13 protein-coding genes, 2 tRNA genes and 1 pseudogene are annotated in these 19,287 nt (G+C 26.9%); 2 read left to right on the top strand and 14 right to left on the bottom strand.

Features of this window, described 5'->3' with window-relative positions; genetic code table 11:
- Positions 1 to 94: 94 nt before the first annotated feature.
- The 10 genes and pseudogenes from hisIE to FD726_RS00605 all read right to left on the bottom strand — a co-directional run bounded on the left by hisIE (position 95) and on the right by FD726_RS00605 (position 9,443).
- Positions 95 to 733, bottom strand: a complete 639-nt coding sequence (gene hisIE / locus FD726_RS00560; protein WP_159989644.1) for a bifunctional phosphoribosyl-AMP cyclohydrolase/phosphoribosyl-ATP diphosphatase HisIE — start codon at positions 731 to 733, stop codon at positions 95 to 97.
- Complete coding sequence (gene hisF / locus FD726_RS00565) at positions 727 to 1,500, bottom strand: imidazole glycerol phosphate synthase subunit HisF (protein WP_159989645.1); 774 nt, start codon at positions 1,498 to 1,500, stop codon at positions 727 to 729. The genes hisIE and hisF overlap by 7 nt, the downstream gene beginning before the upstream one ends.
- A complete protein-coding gene (hisA, locus tag FD726_RS00570; RefSeq protein WP_159989646.1) occupies positions 1,482 to 2,219 on the bottom strand; it encodes a 1-(5-phosphoribosyl)-5-[(5-phosphoribosylamino)methylideneamino]imidazole-4-carboxamide isomerase in 738 nt (245 codons plus the stop codon). Before hisA ends, hisF begins: the two co-directional genes overlap by 19 nt.
- Positions 2,219 to 2,809, bottom strand: a complete 591-nt coding sequence (gene hisH / locus FD726_RS00575) for an imidazole glycerol phosphate synthase subunit HisH (protein WP_159989647.1) — start codon at positions 2,807 to 2,809, stop codon at positions 2,219 to 2,221. The genes hisA and hisH overlap by 1 nt, the downstream gene beginning before the upstream one ends.
- On the bottom strand, positions 2,809 to 3,876 hold the full coding sequence (gene hisB / locus FD726_RS00580) for a bifunctional histidinol-phosphatase/imidazoleglycerol-phosphate dehydratase HisB (RefSeq protein ID WP_159989648.1): 1,068 nt from the start codon (positions 3,874 to 3,876) through the stop codon (positions 2,809 to 2,811). Before hisB ends, hisH begins: the two co-directional genes overlap by 1 nt.
- A gap of 2 nt (positions 3,877 to 3,878) precedes the next feature.
- A complete protein-coding gene (hisC, locus tag FD726_RS00585; RefSeq protein WP_159989649.1) occupies positions 3,879 to 4,955 on the bottom strand; it encodes a histidinol-phosphate transaminase in 1,077 nt (358 codons plus the stop codon).
- Positions 4,952 to 6,259, bottom strand: coding sequence for a histidinol dehydrogenase (hisD, locus tag FD726_RS00590; protein ID WP_159989650.1), 1,308 nt, complete (start codon positions 6,257 to 6,259; stop codon positions 4,952 to 4,954). Before hisD ends, hisC begins: the two co-directional genes overlap by 4 nt.
- A 4-nt stretch (positions 6,260 to 6,263) precedes the next feature.
- Positions 6,264 to 7,163, bottom strand: a complete 900-nt coding sequence (gene hisG / locus FD726_RS00595) for an ATP phosphoribosyltransferase (RefSeq protein WP_159989651.1) — start codon at positions 7,161 to 7,163, stop codon at positions 6,264 to 6,266.
- Positions 7,164 to 7,726: 563 nt separating this feature from the next.
- Positions 7,727 to 9,133, bottom strand: a pseudogene (gene sbcB, locus FD726_RS00600) (exodeoxyribonuclease I); the annotation flags it as partial.
- A 234-nt stretch (positions 9,134 to 9,367) separates the two neighbouring features.
- A tRNA-Asn gene (locus FD726_RS00605) sits at positions 9,368 to 9,443 on the bottom strand.
- 268 nt (positions 9,444 to 9,711) lie between these two features.
- On the opposite strand from FD726_RS00605, the gene FD726_RS00610 reads away from it, so the two are divergent.
- Positions 9,712 to 9,897, top strand: coding sequence for a hypothetical protein (locus tag FD726_RS00610; RefSeq protein WP_159989652.1), 186 nt, complete (start codon positions 9,712 to 9,714; stop codon positions 9,895 to 9,897).
- Positions 9,898 to 9,964: 67 nt separating this feature from the next.
- Here the strand turns inward: FD726_RS00610 and putA are convergent, their stop codons facing one another.
- Entirely contained in the window at positions 9,965 to 13,924 is a 3,960-nt protein-coding gene (putA, locus tag FD726_RS00615) for a trifunctional transcriptional regulator/proline dehydrogenase/L-glutamate gamma-semialdehyde dehydrogenase (RefSeq protein WP_159989653.1), read from the bottom strand.
- Between the two features lie 424 nt (positions 13,925 to 14,348).
- On the opposite strand from putA, the gene putP reads away from it, so the two are divergent.
- Positions 14,349 to 15,830, top strand: coding sequence for a sodium/proline symporter PutP (putP, locus tag FD726_RS00620; protein ID WP_159989654.1), 1,482 nt, complete (start codon positions 14,349 to 14,351; stop codon positions 15,828 to 15,830).
- Positions 15,831 to 15,885: 55 nt separating this feature from the next.
- On the opposite strand, the gene FD726_RS00625 is transcribed toward putP, so the two are convergent.
- From FD726_RS00625 to FD726_RS00635, 3 genes are all read right to left on the bottom strand, one after another.
- Positions 15,886 to 15,974: transfer RNA gene (locus tag FD726_RS00625), tRNA-Ser, on the bottom strand.
- 156 nt (positions 15,975 to 16,130) lie between these two features.
- Positions 16,131 to 17,864, bottom strand: a complete 1,734-nt coding sequence (argS, locus tag FD726_RS00630) for an arginine--tRNA ligase (RefSeq protein WP_159989655.1) — start codon at positions 17,862 to 17,864, stop codon at positions 16,131 to 16,133.
- A 222-nt stretch (positions 17,865 to 18,086) separates the two neighbouring features.
- Complete coding sequence (locus FD726_RS00635) at positions 18,087 to 19,238, bottom strand: MalY/PatB family protein (RefSeq protein WP_159989656.1); 1,152 nt, start codon at positions 19,236 to 19,238, stop codon at positions 18,087 to 18,089.
- Positions 19,239 to 19,287 lie beyond the last annotated feature (49 nt).

Below are 19,287 nucleotides of genomic sequence, written 5' to 3' on the forward strand. Positions count from 1 at the left end.
AATATAATCAAGTTTTATTAAATATTATATTAAGTTTAAAAATTATGTTAATTAATATTTCTTAAAAAGAATTAAAATAAATATTTTAGTAAAATTAATCATTTTTATTAATTTTAAGCATATATCTTTTTTTTAAGTTATTAATAATAATACTAAAATCTAAATTTTGATTGTTTAATAATATTAATAAATGATAAATTAGATCAGAAGCTTCATCAATAAGTTCTTGGTTATTGTTTGATTTAGATATTGCTGCTAGCGCACATTCGATCCCTTCTTCGCCTACTTTTTGTGCAATTCGTTTGGTTCCTTTTTTATACAGTCTAGCAGTATAAGAATTTTTAGGATTAGCGTTTTTTCTTTTATCTAAAAACTTTTCTAATGTATAAAGAAATAATAAATTTGTTTCTATATTTACAAAACAACTTAAATTTCCCAAATGGCAAGTCGGACCAGTTGGATTTGCTAAAATTAATATTGAATCATTATCACAATCTATTGCAATATCAATTAATTTTAATGAATTTCCTGATGTTTCCCCCTTAGTCCATAATTTTTTTTTAGTACGTGAAAAGAAAGTTATGTTACCTTTTATTAAACTTTTTTCTAGTGCTTGTCTATTCATATAACCATGCATTAAAATTTGTCCAGAAATATAGTGCTGAATAATTGCTGGGATCATACCTTTTGTTTTTTCCCAATTTAAATAAGAAAGTTGTTCTATATTTAGCACTTTCTAATCTCCACACCATGATCCATTAAGAATTTTTTTAATTTACCTATCTTAATAATTTTTTTGTGAAAAACTGATGCAGCTAATGTTCCATCTGCATTAAAATTAAAAGCATCCAAAAAATGTTGCATTTTTCCAGCACCACCTGATACAATTAACGGTACCTTACATATATCTCTTATTTTTTTTAACTGAACTAAATCATATCCAATAAGCGTTCCGTCTTTATTCATCATATTTAACACTATTTCTCCTGCTCCTAGCATTTGTACTTCTTTTATCCAGTCAATAGTTTCCCATTGAGTTAAAACCATACGAGATTCATCACCTGTATATTGATAAACTCGATATTTATTTGTATTTTTATTAAACCACGTGTCAATTCCTACAACAATACACTGTACTCCAAAACGGTTAGCTAACTTTGTTATTAAATAAGGATTTGATAAAGCAGGAGAATTAACAGAGATCTTATCTGCACCGCACTGAAGAATGTTATCAGCGATTTCTAAATTATTAATACCACCTGCTACACAAAAGGGTATATCAATAACTTCTGCTATTTTAGAAATCCATTTTTTATCTACTGTTCTTAAATTAACTGATGCAGTTATGTCATAAAAAACTAATTCGTCAGCTCCTTCTTTTGAATAATATTTTGCTAGTGATATAATGTCTCCAACAATATTATGATTCCGAAATTGAATACCTTTTACAACTTGATTATTGTCAACGTCAAGACAAGGAATTATCCTTTTTGCCAACATTCTTTTGCCTCCAAAAATGTAAATCTATCCTCAAGTAATGCTCGGCCAATTATTGCAGATTGCACTCCGCTATCACGAAGCAACATTATATCTTTTAGTGAACTAATACCTCCTGAAGATTGAAATAAAATATCTGGAAATTTTTTAGTAATTTCTTTATAGAGTTTAATGTTAGGTCCAATAAGCGTTCCATCTCTATCAATATCTGTACATAGTACATGTTTTAATCCAAATGATTGAAATTGTTCTATTATATCTTCTAAAGTTATATTAGATATTTGTTGCCAACCGTTAATTGCTACTTTTTTAAAATTATTATTATCAATTTTTATATCAATTGCTAATACAATTTTTTCAGGTCCAAAATTAACAAACCATTCTTTCACTTCGGTAGATTTTTTTACAGCCATTGATCCTATTACTATTCTATCTGCTCCTGCATTAAGTAATATTTCTATATCATTTTTGGTACGAATGCCACCTCCAATCTGTGTGATAATATTAATATTCTTACACAGATTATTCAATAACTTAATTTGACGTTTTCTATAATTTTTGGTTCCGTCTAAATCTACTATATGTATTACTTTAGCACCTTGTTCAATATAATTTTTTATATATAATAAGGGATTAACATTATAGTTAAATTTTTTAAGATAACTTCCCTGATATAATCTTACTACATTGCCGTTAATTAAATCTAATGCTGGAATAATCATCAAATCTCCAAAAAGTTTTTTAATAATTGTGATCCTGCTTTACTAGATCTTTCAGGATGAAATTGTACTCCAAAGAAATTATTTTTCTGTATAACAGCAGTAAAATTTTTTCCGTAACAAAATTGACCTATAGCATATTTATTTATTGGCATGGCGTAACTATGCATAAAATAAAAATAGCTGCCATCTTTAATATTTTTAAATAAATAATTATCTGATAAAAATTTAATTTTGTTCCATCCTATATGGGGTAAATTTAAATTTTTAACATTCATTAATAATACTGGTGTGTCTATTATTCTTAACGTATCAATACCTTCATTTTCTTCACTATATGATCCCATTATTTGCATTCCAAGACATATACCTAAAATTGGTTTTTTAAATAATTTAATTAAATTATTTAAATTATTTTTACTGAGATTTTTCATAACCGTTTTAGTTGTACCAATTCCAGGTAAAATAATTTTATCAGCACCTAATACAATATCAGGATTAGAAGTAATACAAGAATCATGACCAATTCTCTTAATTGCCCATTTTACTGATAATATATTAGAACAACCAGTGTCAAGAATAACTATTTTCATTATATAATTCCTTTAGAACTAGGAATTATATTACCTTCTGAACGAATAGCTTGTCTTAAAGTACGTCCGAAAGATTTAAATAAACTTTCTGCTATGTGATGATCATTTTTTCCTTTAGTTTTTAAATGAATAGTACTCATCATACTATAAGAAAGAGATTTAAAAAAATGTTCAATCATTTCTGTACTTAAATCCCCAACTCTTTGATAATTAAATTTAGCTTTAAAATCAATATAAGGACGTCCTGAAATATCTATTACACACTTTGCTAAACATTCATCCATTGGTAAAACAAAACCAAATCTATTTATACCCATTTTATTTCCTAATGCTTTTAACAATGCTTGTCCTAAAACAATACCAGTATCTTCAACAGTATGATGATCATCAACATGAATATCTCCTTTTACGTTAATATTCATACAAAAACCACCATGTATTGCAATTTGTTCTAACATATGATCGAAAAAACCTATGCCAGTATTTATATTACTTTGATTCTCAATATCCAACCAAATTTCAATGATTATATTTGTTTCTTTTGTATTTCGCTGTACTATTGCATGACGGTTATATCTTGTTAACTGTTCTTGAATTTCATTCCAATTTTTACCTTTTATTCCATATCTGATTGATTTTATATTCATATTATGAGCTAATTGAATATCAGTCAACCGATCACCGATAACATAACTATTTTGCTTATCCATTACGTCTTTTATTAACCATTTGTATACCAGTTTAGTTTTAGGTTTTCGACAAGAACAATTATCTTCTGGCATATGAGGACAAATTAATATATCTTCAAAAACAATACCTTGTGATTCTAATATTTGTAACATTAAATTATGTGGTCTATCAAAATTTATCTTAGGGAAATTATCGGTTCCAAGACCATCTTGATTTGTGATCATAACTAAACTATAACCATTGTTCTTTAATGCTAAAAGGGCAGGAATAACATTAGGTTCGAAAAAAAGTTTATCAGTTGTATCTATTTGAAAATTCACTGTAGGTTCTTTTATGATAGTACCATCTCGATCAACAAAGATTATTTTTCGATTCATATTTATTCCAGAGATAAGTTTTTTAATGCTGAAATTACGTGTTCACATTCTTTACTTGTTCCAATAGATATACGTACACATTGCGATAATCCAAGAATTTTACTTTGATCACGTAATATAATTCCTTGATTCCATAATTTTTTAAATACTTTCAATGAATCTCTAAATTTAACTAATATATAATTGGATTCACTTAAAAATACTTTTTCAACACAATCACATTTTTTTAATTTTTGTAAAAGCCATTCTCTATTGCTATTTAATTGTTTTACATTATTACGCATTAAAATTATATTATTTTTACTTAACGCTTGAGTTGCTATGTCAGAAACTGGTATTGCTAAAGGATAGGGTGTTATGACCTTTAATAAGAGATCAATAATTTTTTTATTAGTAAGTATAAAACCACATCTTAATCCAGCTAAAGCAAATGCTTTTGATAAAGTACGCAAAATTATTAAATGATTATAATCATTTAATAATTTCACTAAGGTAGCTTTCATGCAAAATTCAATATAAGCTTCATCGATTACTAAAATTGATTTACCAGCCGTGATTTCTAAAAGATGATAAATATCTTTCAAATTAAAAAGAGAACCAGTAGGATTGTTTGGATTACAGATATATATAACTTTTACATTAACTAAATTTTTAGAAATTTCAGGAATATTTAATTGCCAATTATTAATTGTAGGTACAATTTTATAATCAATTCCAATAGTTTCAGCGCTAACTTTATACATCCCATATGTAGGAGGGCAAAATAGAATAAAATCTTTTCCTGGATCACAAAATATTTTCATTATTAATTCTATTGCTTCATCTGCACCACGAGTAGCTACAATTTGGCTAGGATATAAATTAGTATAATTAGCATATCGTTCTACCAGTAATTTTGGTTGACACTCTGGATATCTATTCATTTTTAGTGTAGACAGCTTAAAAGGAGTAGAAAATGGGAATTCATTAGCATTAAGCCATAACCATGTTTTTTTACTTCCTCCTAATTTTCGTGCCGATTGATATGGAACCAATGTTAGTATATTTCTACGTACTAATTTTTCGATATTGAAGTTCATATATCTTCCTTAAGTACAGAAACACGTATTGTAATAGCTCTTCTATGAGCATCTAATTTTTCAGCATTAGATAAAATTTCAATTGTTGGAGCTAATGTCAATAAACCTTTTGGTGTTAATTCTTGTACTGTAATACGTTTTTGAAAATCTATTACACTAACTCCAGAAAAAGTTTTAGCATAACCGTATGTTGGTAAAACATGGTTTGTTCCTGAAGCATAATCACCGGCTGATTCTGGAGACCATTGACCAAGAAAAACAGATCCTGCATTAGTAACTAATTCTAATAAATCTCTTGGTTTAGATGTTTGTATCATTAAATGTTCTGGTCCATATGTATTTGATAATTCAACACATTGTTTAAGATTATCTAATATAACAATTACGCTGTTATTTAACGCGTTAATTATAAAATTTTGTCTTTTTAAAGTAATTAGTTGTTTATTTATGTTTGCAGAAACTTTTTTAGCTAATTGTAAAGATGTAGTTAAAAAAATTACTTGAGAATTTGGCCCATGTTCTGCTTGGGATAACAAGTCTGCTGCAATAAATTCAGGTATTGCTTTTTCATCTGCAATTATTAGCAACTCAGATGGACCAGCAGGCATATCAATTGATATAATACAATCTTCTCGCTGAATTATTTGTTTTTTAGCCTCTGTGACATAAACGTTGCCAGGACCAAAAATTTTATCAACCCGTGGAATTGTTTCAGTACCAAAAGCAAGAGCAGCTATTGCTTGAGCTCCTCCTATTTGAAATATTTTATTTATTTTACAAAAATCAGCTGTATACAGAATTTCATCTGAAATTGGAGGGGGAGAACATATTACTATATCTTGGCAATTTGCTATACAAGCAGGGATTGCTAACATTAGAACAGTAGAAAATAATGGTGCAGAACCAGCTGGAATATACAATCCTACTGATTTTATAGGGCGATTAATTTGCTGACATCTTACACCTGGTTGAGTTTCTACATCAATAATATTAGGAATTTGGGCTTCATGAAAAGTTTTAATATTGTTAGCTGCAATGCTAATAGCTTGTTTTAGGCTTTTTTTTATACTAACATTAGCGTTTTTTATTTGTTGTATTGTAATCTGAAAATTTTTTATTGATATTTTATCAAATTTAAGTGTGAAGTCATATAGAGCTTTGTCACCATTTATTTTAACTTGATTTAATATTCTAAATACTTCCTTTTCTATTTTACTAGAATATGTAGTATGTGGACGTGCTAGCAATGATTTTTTTTCTATTCTAGTGCAGTTTTTCCATTCAATTGGTGTTATATATTGCATACATTTACTCCATTATTTTCTCAATCGGTAATACTAGAATTGAGCTCGCTCCTAAAGTTTTTAATTTTTCCATCGTTTCCCAAAACAAGGTTTCACTACTAACCATATGCATTGCTACACGATCAATATTACCAGCTAAAGGTAATACAGTAGGACGTTCTGCTCCTGGAAGGAGATTAACAACTTCTTCTAAGCGTTCAATTGGTATGTGAAGCATAATGTATTTAGATTCGCGTGCTTTAATAACACCCTGGATACGTATCATAATTTTTTTTATTAGATCTTGTTTAATATCAATCATTTCTCCATGGCGTTGAACAATTACAGCTTTAGATCTATAAATAACTTCTACTTCTTTTAATCCATTAGCTTCTAAAGTAGCACCTGTAGAAATAAGATCACAAATTGCATCAGCCAAGCTAGCTCTTATAGCTACTTCAACTGAACCATTTAACATACAGGTTCTAAAAGAAATTCCTTTTTGATCGAGATATTTTTTTAACAGATGAGGATAAGAAGTAGCAATACGAGCGTTGTTAAGACATTTTAATCCGATATATTTATCTTTAACTGGTATTGCTATTGATAACCGGCAATTACCAAAATCAAGACGACGTAATATAACATAACCTGGATTATCACCTTGTGCTAATCTTGTCAATAATTCTTCTTCTAAAACATTTTCTCCTACAATACCTAAATCTACTACTCCATCCATTACTAGACCAGGAATATCATCATCACGTACGCGTAAAATGTCAAGTGGCATATTTTCTGCAAGTGCAATTAATCTCTGTTGTTCAAGATCAATTTTTACTCCACATCTTATTAAAAGTTCTTTTGAGTCATCGCTTAAACGGCCAGATTTTTGTATTGCTATGCGTACCCGAATATTATTTAACATATTTCCTATCTTCTTATTATTTAACTTATAACTATTACAGTTATTAAATATTTACCTATGTAATTATTTTTAGAGAGAATATATATTAAAATTACTAGAGTTTTAATAGGTTTTATATTATATTTATCTTCTAGTAAATAAAATGAGGATGTTTATAAATTAGAAAAATTTATCTAAATAATTAAGAATAAATATTCATTATGTCAATTATAAACTGAATTTAAAATCACAGTCTTACTACTACCATATAAAATATATGGTTTTGCCGTAACTATTGATTTTTTATTTAAGTTTACTTTTAAAAATCGAGGATATTGTCTGTAAAATACTAACTATTATTTTGTTATTATATTACATCAGTAGAGATGTAAAACATTAATATTTTTTAATACTATAATTAGCAGTATATGATAGAAGCAAAATGATTATTTATTTTTGTATAAAATAATATAAATTATTCATGATTATGTGTTTACCAATAATCAATTTCATTAAAATAATATACAATATTTTAGATATATAAATAGATATTTTTATTTCACGTTTTATTAAAAGTATTTAGTTTATGATGGAATAATATTTTTCGCATAAAGATATAACGATTTTAATATTTCTATTTTGTCTATATTATTGTTATGTAAATCTTTTAATAATTGTAACTCTAATAAAAATTTAGATACTTTATTTTTATTTAAAATATTTTTTCGATGTTTTTCCCAATATTGTTTTTCAAGACAGTTTAGTGTGTTAGGAAAATTTCTTGAGCGATAGCGAAATAATAACTTATTTAATCTAATGTTTTCAAATTTTAAATTTATTTTTGACAGTAATTTAGGTTCGGTTTTATGAATTATTTTCATTTTATATTTATCTAAAATACTAAAAAATCCATCATATAATTGAGTATCTACATTATTATCAGAAAAATTAATTAACTTATGTTTGTTAAAAATCATCAGCGCTTTTTCTTTTATATTTTTATTATTACGCAATAATTCTAAGTTATTAAGACAATAAGTTAAATTAATTTTTAGCCTTTCTGCATCCTTTGGACGTAATATATTTATAGAAACTAAAATAGGACACTTATTTAAGTGCACTAATTTTAAAGGAATATCTGTTAAAGTATTATAACTAGTTTTAGTTTCATAAAAAATATTTTGTAAAGTAAAAACATCTAATTTTATTAATGGATTTATATTACCAGATAAATCAACTATAATTAATATATTGCGATTATTTGGATGCCAAGTTAATGGCAGTACTAAACTAATATTATTTCTTAAAGAACCAAAAATATTTGAAACATGTACTAAAGGTTTCATTCCTTCAATGTCTACCATTGTTATTAATTTTTGTTTAGTTCTGTTATTAAAGAAAAAATCAAAAAGTTTAGGTTGTTTTGTTTTTACCAATTTAGCTATTTGTATAGTAGCGTAAACATCAGAAATTGCATTATGAATATTTTTATGTGTTATCCCGTTTGCTTGGGTTAGATGTTTTAGCTTAAAGCTAGTAAAACCATCTTTGTTTTTTGGCCAATTTATACCATCAGGACGTAATGCATAGCATGCACGTACTACATTTAATATATCCCAACGTGAATTACCATTCTTCCAACTCCAACTATATGGATCATAAAAATTACGGTAAAAAATATTCCGAGTAAATTCATCATCAAATTTAATATTATTATAACCTACTATACAGATTTTATTAGTTGTTAATATGTTATGAATTTTTTTAGCAAATTCTGCTTCATTAAAACCTTGAGCAAGTGCTAATTGAGGTGTAATACCATTAATTAAAACAGCTTTGGGTTCCGGTAAATAGTCATTTGGTAAGCGACAGTAGAACACTTCTGGTTTTTTTATCGGATTTAGTTGACTATCAGTATAAATTCCAGCGAATTGAGCAGGACGATCAGTGGCAGGATTAGTACCAAAAGTTTCATAATCATAAAAAAAAAATTAATTTTAGAAAGATTCATATTATTTTTTTAAAAAATATTTTCATAATTAATTACATTCTTTTTTGATTAATATTTTAAATACTAAAAAAAGAGTTAATTATTACAACTTAAATATTAACTTACACAAAAAGAAAACGGTTAAAATAATTGGTTATTTTAGTTGAACATCATCTACTAAATAAATTTTATCTTTATGTAGATTTCAATAACAGTAGGTATAACAAAATCATACTGGCTCCTCTGACTGGACTCGAACCAGTGACATACGGATTAACAGTCCGTCGTTCTACCAACTGAACTACAGAGGAAAATTTTATGAAAATAAATATACCAACAAAATACTTTTAAAAATTAAAAGATATAAAATACCAATAATATAATAGTTTTTATTATAATTTAATTTTAAAAAAAAATAAACATATATTTTAAGTAAAGATTAAATTGATTGATAAGTTATTGAAATGTTCATTTAGTTTTTTTAATAATATAACTATAAATATGTAAAAATTATGAGATATTTCATAGATCAAGATTGATAATACTTACTATTAACAATAAATTTTAATAGGTAGAAAAATGAAAATTGGTGACTATATCTCTATAACATGTGAAGGTAATCATATCAAAAAAGGTAATATTATAGCAATTGAAACATTTAATAATAAAATAATGTATTTGATAATGTTAGAACGTTATCCTATAGGAGTGTGGTTCTATGAAACAGAGTTGAGATGTTCGAGTGGTTTTATTAAGGCAATTTGATTAAATAAAAATTATGCCATGGAACAACATCATAAAGATTTTATGTATACCATCCATGGCTATTATTTTAATTAATAGTCATAAGAGTTGTATTACCTCCAGCAGCTGTAGTATTGATACTGACACAGCGTTCTATCAGAAATCTTTCAAGCAATATATTAGTTTCACCATAATTAAATCCTTGAATTGAAATAATTGTAGTTATTTTTTCTGCTATTTTTTTAGAAATTAAACTTAAATTCTCCTTACTACCATGAAAAATTACAGCATCAAAATAGGAAGAAAACGGATCTGAAGTTAATGAAATACGTTTTTGAACTTCATCTGGTAAGTTATTAAATATGTCTCTATGTAATTTATCATCCTGCCAAATAATTTTACTACCTATACTAAGAATAGCAGTTAGTTGAATTAATATATCTTTCCTATTATCAGCTATACAAAAAACTTTTTTCCTAGGTAATAGTGAAATAGTATTTTGTTCTCCTGTAGGACCTTTTAGATTAATTAAAAATCCAGATCTTGATAAATTATAATACCTCAAACATAAAGATGAAAGCCATGGCTTAGTTTCAGACCATTCTTTAAATGCATAAAATGGCAAAAGTAAATCATCACTTACTTTGTTTTCTATATTATTATAATTACCATTATTTACATCTAATATTGAATATATTGTATTGTTTGGATAATCTGATAATAAACGATAAAGATATAATGGTCCTCCTGCTTTTGGTCCAGTACCTGATAATCCTTCCCCACCAAAAGGTTGAACTCCTACTACTGCACCAATCATATTACGATTAACATATAAATTACCAACTTTAGCTTTTAAAATCACTTTATTAATGGTATCATCTATTCTAGTATGTAAACCTAGTGTTAATCCATATCCTAACATGTTAATTTGTTCTATTAATTTTAATAAATTGTTTTTCTTAAATCTAAGAATATGTAATACTGGACCAAATATTTCTTCTTTTAAATCGCTTATGTTATCTATTTCAATTAAAGTTGGTTTTATAAAGTTATTACTTAGTAATGACTTATTTTTTTTATATTTATTGTTTAAAGATGCCTGATAGATTTTAAATCCTTTATCACGCATACATTCAATATGATTATTAATATATTTTGTAGCTTTTATATCAATAATAGGACCAATGTCAGTACACAAAATATCAGGATTACTTATTGTATATTCTGCCATGGCACCAGATAACATTTCTATAGTACGATCAGCTACTTCTTCTTGTATACATAATAAACGTAAAGCTGAACATCTTTGACCAGCACTGTCAAACGCTGATGAGATAACATCTATTACAACTTGTTCAGTAAGAGCAGAAGAGTCAACAATCATTGAGTTGATTCCTCCAGTTTCTGCAATTAAAGGTATATGATGTCCTTGTTTATCTATACGTCCAGCTATGTTCTGTTGTATGTTCTTTGCTACTTCAGTGGAACCAGTAAATAAAACCCCTTGAATTTTTTCATTACTTAATAATGTTTTTCCTATTTTTTTACCAGATCCAAATAATAATTGAAGCACACCTCTAGGAATTCCTGCATTTAGAAAAATATCAACTACTTGTGCAGCAATTAATGGTGTTTGTTCTGCTGGTTTAGCTAAAACACTATTTCCTACTGCTAGTGCAGCAGTAATTTGACCTGTAAAAATAGCTAAAGGAAAATTCCATGGGCTAATACAAACTACTGGTCCTAAAGGTAAGTGGTTTTCATTATTAAAGTTATTTTTTATTATGCTAGAATAATAAAAAATGAAATCAATTGCTTCACGAACTTCAGCTATAGAATTACTATAAGTTTTACCAGACTCACGTATTAAAATCCCTATTAGAGTGTTCATTTTACTCTGCATAATTTTAGCAGCACATTCTAGAATTGCAGATCTTTCTTTAGGCAATTTTGAAGACCATAATATTCCTGCATGTACAGAATTTTCTATTGCTTTTGATATTTCTTGATTACTAGCTTCGCGCACTTTTCCTACAATATCGCTTGGAATAGCAGGATTAATTACCAGACTCTCTTTATTCGTTGAAGATAATTGAAAATTTACTATAGGTACTGCTGAATAGAAAGTTTCAGTGCTCTTTAATAAGTCTTTTGAAATTTTAGTTAATGATTGTTCATTATTGATGTTAATACCTTTTGAATTTTTTCTATTTATCCCATATAAATCTTTAGGTAAAGGGATTTTAGGATTAGATAAACCAATCTGACCTTCATTTTTACCAATATTTTCTACTAAAGTTGTTGGATCAGCAATCAATTCATCAATAGGAATAGATTTATCGACTATTCTATTAACAAATGAAGTATTAGCACCGTTTTCTAATAAACGACGTACTAAATAAGCTAATAGTGTTTTATAAGTGCCAACAGGAGCATATATACGACATGGGCGATTGATATTATTTAAATTACCCACTATTTCTTTATACATGGTTTCTCCCATACCATATAAACACTGAAATTCATATTGTCCTTTATAATAATCACTTCCCGCTAAATAATATATAGCAGCTAAAGTATGAGCATTATGAGTAGCAAATTGCGGATATATTAAATCGGGCACTGATAATAATTTCTTTGCGCAAGCTATATATGAAATATCAGTATATATTTTTCTAGTATATACTGGATAATCTTCAATACCTTCTACCTGAGCACGTTTAATTTCAGTATCCCAATAAGCACCTTTTACAAGACGTACCATAATACGGTGTTTACTACGTCTAGCTAAATTAATCAATTCATCTATTACAAAAGGACATCTTTTCATATATGCTTGAATAACAAATCCAATACCATTCCAATTTTTTAATTCTGGTTCAAAACATATTTTTTCCAATAAGTCTAAAGATAATTCAAGCCGATCAGATTCTTCTGCATCAATATTTATTCCTATATTATAAGAATTAGCTAGTAATATTAATGATTTTAAATTTGGATAAAGTTCTTCCATAACACGTAAGTATTGGCTACGATTATAACGTGGATGAAGTGCAGATAACTTTATTGAAATACCAGGTCCATCATAAACTCCAAGATCTTTAGAAGATTTTCCAATAGCATGAATAGCATTTTTATAGGATATCAAATAATTTTTAGCATCACTAGCAGTTAAAGCAGCTTCACCTAACATGTCATAAGAATAACAAAATCCTGTTTTTTCTAATTTACGGGAATTTTTGATTGCAGTATTTATATTTTCACCTATTACAAATTGTGTCCCTATAATACGTATTGCTTTATTTACAACCGTACGAATTATCGGGTTACTATTTTTGTATATTTTATATATAAATTTTTTATATAATGGAATTGATAATTTATTTTCATTATTTATTAATTTTTTAATAAATACTAAACCACGAGTCATAATGTTAACTAGTAAAGAATCATTATTACCTATATGTAATTTCCATTCACCTTTATTTATTTTATCTTGAATTAATATATCACGAGTTTGATTATCAGGAATACGTAGAACTGCTTCTGCTAAGCACATTAAAGCAGTACCTTCTGTAGATGATAAAGGAAATTCTTTTAGTAAACTTTGTACTATTCCAGAACTTTTATTTTTATTGTTAATATCGTTTCTTAATTTATTAGAAAGTTTCCAAGCTAATTTATAAATTTTTTTGTTTAAATCTTCATCAAAGCGTGATTGTTCTAATAATATGGGTATTAATTCTGTTTCGGGAGAGCACCATTTTGATGTTATAATTGATCTAATGGATGATTGAGTTAAAATTTGTTCAGCTAATTCTGAAAAAGGTTGATATATTTGATTAGATATTTCGTAATTATCATTATTGATAGAATTGTGACAATCAGAAATTTTCGATAGAATTTCTCCAGATTCAATTTCAATTAAATAATTTAATATAGCTTGTTTTATTAACAAATATGGTGTCTTATTTACATTTTTAGCTGCTATTTTAATGCGCTTATTAATGTTATTATCTAGTGTTATACCCATGGTTATTATCCCCATGATTTCAATACCCCTTGAGTATTTTATAAATACTCCTTAATTTAACAAAATTAACAAATTTTATTTTCTTATTAATATATAATTGAATATTTAATTATAATAATTTTTATGTTATTTGTTATATTTTTACTATTATTTACAATAAAATATTAATAATATAAAAATGAAATCAATGCAGTTATTTGAACTGCTTTTTAATATATTTAAATTTATATCTTAATAATACAATTTATAAATTATTTATTTCATAGTAATTTAAATGAAATTTATTAATACATATGTTTAATATACCACATTATAGTATGCTTTTCAGGCTAGATTTAGATTTTCACATATAAAAATATATAAAAAAATAAATAATTATTTACAAATTATAAACAATTTATTTTTAAAATAAATTGTTTAATACATTGGAGATCATATTATGACTTTAATGGTTCCTATGGTAGTTACCTTTGTAGTTTATATTATTGCAATGTTAATAATAGGTTTTATGGGTTATTATTCAACCAAAAATTTTGATGATTATATTTTAGGTGGGAGAAGTTTGGGAAGTATAGTAACTGCCTTATCTGCTGGAGCATCTGATATGAGTGGATGGCTATTAATGGGATTACCTGGAGCAATTTATATTTCAGGTATTTCTGAAAGTTGGATAGCTATTGGTTTAATCATTGGAGCTTGGCTGAATTGGAAAATAGTTGCTAGTAGGTTACGTTTACAAACAGAACATCATAATGATGCATTAACACTACCAGATTTTTTTACTAACCGTTTTGAAGATGATAGTAAAATTTTAAGAGTTATATCTGCCATTATTATTTTAGTTTTTTTTACAATTTATTGTTCTTCTGGCATTGTAGCTGGAGCAAGATTATTTGAAACTACTTTTCATGTTAGCTATCAGTATGCTTTGATTATAGGTGCAATTACTACTATTGTATACACTCTTGTTGGAGGATTTCTTGCAGTTAGTTGGACAGATACTGTACAAGCTACTTTAATGATTTTTGCATTAATAATTACTCCTATTATTGTTATTAGTTCATCAGGTGGAATAAATAATGCAATATCCGTAATTGAAGCAAAAAGTTTATCAAATGTTGATATGGTTAAAGATTTAAGCATTGTTCAAATAATTTCTCTTTTAGGATGGGGGTTAGGTTATTTTGGTCAGCCTCATATTCTAGCACGTTTTATGGCAGCAAAATCTCATCATTCGATATTAGTAGCACGCAGAATTAGTATGACCTGGATGATATTGTGTTTATTAGGTGCAATATCTGTTGGTTTTTTTGGTATTGCATATTTTGAAAATCATCCTGAACAATCAACTTCAGTTATTGAAAATAGCGAAAGAGTATTTATTGAAATAGCACGTTTATTATTTAATCCATGGATTTCTGGAATATTACTTTCTGCAATTCTTGCAGCTATTATGTCCACTTTAAGTTGTCAGCTTTTAGTCTGCTCTAGTGCTTTAACAGAAGATCTATATAAAAACTTTTTGCGTAAAAATGCTAATCAAAATGAACTAGTATGGGTAGGACGTTTTATGGTTTTATTAATATCAATTATTGCAATAATTTTAGCTGAAAATCCCAATAATATGATATTAAGTTTAGTAAGTTATGCTTGGGCAGGTTTTGGCGCTGCGTTTGGTCCGGTAGTACTTTTTAGTGTTTGTTGGAGAAATATGAATAGAAATGGAGCATTAGCAGGGATGATAGTGGGAGCTCTTACTGTATTATTATGGAAACATTATGGATGGACTAAATTATATGAAATAATTCCTGGATTTATTTTTTCTAGCATAGCTATAATAATTTTTAGTTTCACAGGTAATAAACCATCTACTACAGTAATCAAACGTTTTGACTCTGCTGTAAAAACTCATTCAGAATAAATTTATTATATAGTTTGCTTTTAGAAATAAAGAGCAAACTATATGTGTTAATTTTTGGCGGTGAGAGAGGGATTCGAACCCTCGATACCTTTTATGTATACACATTTTCCAGACGTGCTCCTTAAACCACTCGGACATCTCACCTCTGTTTCATATTATAAATAACAAATATAGTAAATAAATTACTTTTCACATACATTTTAAGAAATTATTTTAATGCTTAATAAATTTTTTAATTTTTAAACAATTAGTTAATTAATAATTTTATTATATAAAGTTAAATTAGATATTATATATCTATTACATAGAGTTCAAAATTTTAATACCTAGAATATTAAAACATTGGAATAATACTTTAGATGTTAAAAAAGATAATTGCAAACGACTATATTTAATTGATTGATTTTTAGTATTTAAAATAGGACAACTTTCATAAAAACTAGAAAATTTTCCTGTTAAATTATATAAATAATTACAAATTATATGAGGTGTTCCTTTATTAGCTACTTGAGTAACTGCTTCTTCAAATTGTAATATGCACATAATCAACATATGTTCTTTATCATTAGTAATGATTATTTCTGTATCTAATAAATTAACTTCAATTCTTGACTTACGAAATATAGAAAGTAAGCGTGTATAAGCATATTGCATATATAGAGCTGTATTACCTTCAAATGTTAACATTTGATCCCAATTAAAGACATAATCAGTCATTCTATTTTTCGACAACTCTGAATATTTAACTGCACTAATTCCAATAGATTCTGCTATATTTTGAGCTTCTTCATTACTAATATTAGAATTTTTATTTTTTACTAATATATAAGCTTTTTCAAATGCTTCGTCTAGTAAATGAGATAATTTTATGGTATCACCAGACCTAGTTTTAAATGGATTGTGATTTTTATCTAAAATCATACCAAACATATGATGTTCAAGAGAAACATGATCGGGAATATATCCTGCTTTTTTTACAATAGCCCAAACTTGCAGTAAATGTTGATGTTGACGTGAATCTGTATAATAAATAATACGATCTGCTTTTAGTTTTTCATATCTATACTTAGCACATGCAATATCGATAGTAGAATATAGGTATGCTCCGTCTTTTTTTTGAACAATGACTCCCATGGCTTCTCCTTGCTTATTCTTGAATTCATCTAGAATAACAACGATAGCTCCTCTACTTTTTACTGCTAATCCTCTCATTTTTAAATCATCAACAATTCCAGGTAGCATGTCATTATATTTACTCTCTCCCATAATATCTTTATAACTAAGTGTTACATTTAAACGATCGTATATTTTTTGATTTTGTTCAATGCTGATATTAACTATTTTTTCCCACATAACAAGACAATCTTGATCACCTTTTTGCAACTTCAAAACATAGCTTCTTGCTTTTTCAGCAAATAATGGATCTTTTTCATAATAATGTTTTGCTTTACGATAACAATCCTCAAGATCTTTTAATAATAATTCTACATCACTTTTATTTTTATCTTGCTTAAGAAAAGCGATTAACATACCAAATTGCGTACCCCAATCACCAATGTGATTAGCTCTAATAACTTTATGGCCTAAAAATTCTAATATACGCGCCATAGTATCACCTATAATTGTTGACCTTAAATGACCAACATGCATTTCTTTAGCAACATTTGGTGAAGAATAATCTAGAACTATAGTTTGTGTATGAATACTTTCTATACCTAATTTTGGAAGTATTAACATATTTTTTGCTTGTTTTTCCATCCACTTTATATTAATAAATATATTGATAAAGCCTATGCCAGCAACTTCCACTTTTGTAGCTATGCCTTTTAAATCAAGATTATTAATAATATCATTAGCTAATGATATAGATGATATACCTATTTTTTTAGCCAAACATATAATTCCATCTACTTGATAATGTCCAAATTTTATTGTAGATGTTTGACGAACTTGAGGCTCACAATTTATTTTAGGTATACCAGCTAAAATCATTGCTTCACTAACTTTTTTCGAAATTAACAGTTGAATATTCAAATAGTTAAACCTTATTTTTAATTTAAAATCTAACTTTATCATAGTTTAATATTTTTACTAGCAATAATTTAAAAAAGTTACTTATAAAATAATAGATGTTTTTAATAATAGAAATTATATGACATAATATGCTGTGGAATAAAATTTTTATTATTTATGTAATAATTAATAAAAATAATTGATAAGTATTAATAATATTATTTAAATTATAAATTATTTATCTTAAGATATATCAGATTTTGTTAATGCGTATTTAAGTCTACCTATAGCTTTTTCTAAAGTAATACGGTTACAACCAAAATTAAAACGGATAAAGTTATTATTACCAAATTCTAGTCCTGATGAAAAACCTAATCCGTAATTTTCAAAATAAGTTATTGGATCCTGTATTTCTAAGTGACTAATATCTATCCACCCTAGGTATGTAGCTTCTGGTGATACCATTGATAATTTGGGCATTAAATTTATTTGAGATACTAAAAAATTTCTATTATTTCTTAAATAATTAATTAAGGATTCTAGCCATTGATTACCATGAAGCCATGCTGCTTCAGCAGCTACAAGAGCAATAATATTAACTTCTGGTACAATGCCTTGCCTGGCTTGTAAAAATTTATTTCTTAAATATTTATTAGGAATAATTGCTATAGAGGCACCTAATCCAGCAATATTAAAAGATTTTGAAGGAGACATCAATGTAATACTGCGTTGTTCAGCATCATTATTTAAAGAACCAAAAGGTATGTGTTTTACATCTAGTTCAAGAACTAAATCACAATGAATTTCATCTGAACAAACTATTAGATTATTTTGCTGTGCAAAAGTTAATTGTTCTATTAGTTCTTCATATCTATAAACAGTACCTCCAGGATTTTGCGGATTACATAACATAAATAATTTTTCTTTACGATTCATTTTAGATTTAACAATATTCATATCTAAAACCCAACGTCTGTTTTGTAATACCAGAGGTATATTTAACTGATCTCGATTAGCTAATTTTGCTGCTTTGCGAAAAGGAGGATAAATTGGAATAGGAGTAATAACCCTTTCATATTCATTAGTAAAAGCACGTACAGATAAATTTAACCCACTTACCACTCCTGGTAATACCACAATCCATTCTGGTTTTAATTCCCAATTAAATTTTTTTTGTACGTAATCAATAAATATATTAACTAGTGAAGTTGGTTTTTTTCCATATCCAAAAACACCATGTGATACTCTATTGTTAATTGCATCTATAATACATTTCGGTGATTTAAAATCTGTATCAGCAATCCATAAAGGTATGATATCTTTACCTTTATATTTGTTCCATTTAATACTATCACTATAACGACGTTCTATTTGCTGATCAAAATCAAATATCATTTTTTATTCCTAATATAAGCTTATAATACTGATTTTATTATTTAGATTA

This window comes from Pantoea sp. SoEX (genome assembly GCF_009829945.1).
In the GTDB taxonomy this organism is placed as follows: Bacteria; Pseudomonadota; Gammaproteobacteria; order Enterobacterales; family Enterobacteriaceae; genus Pantoea_C.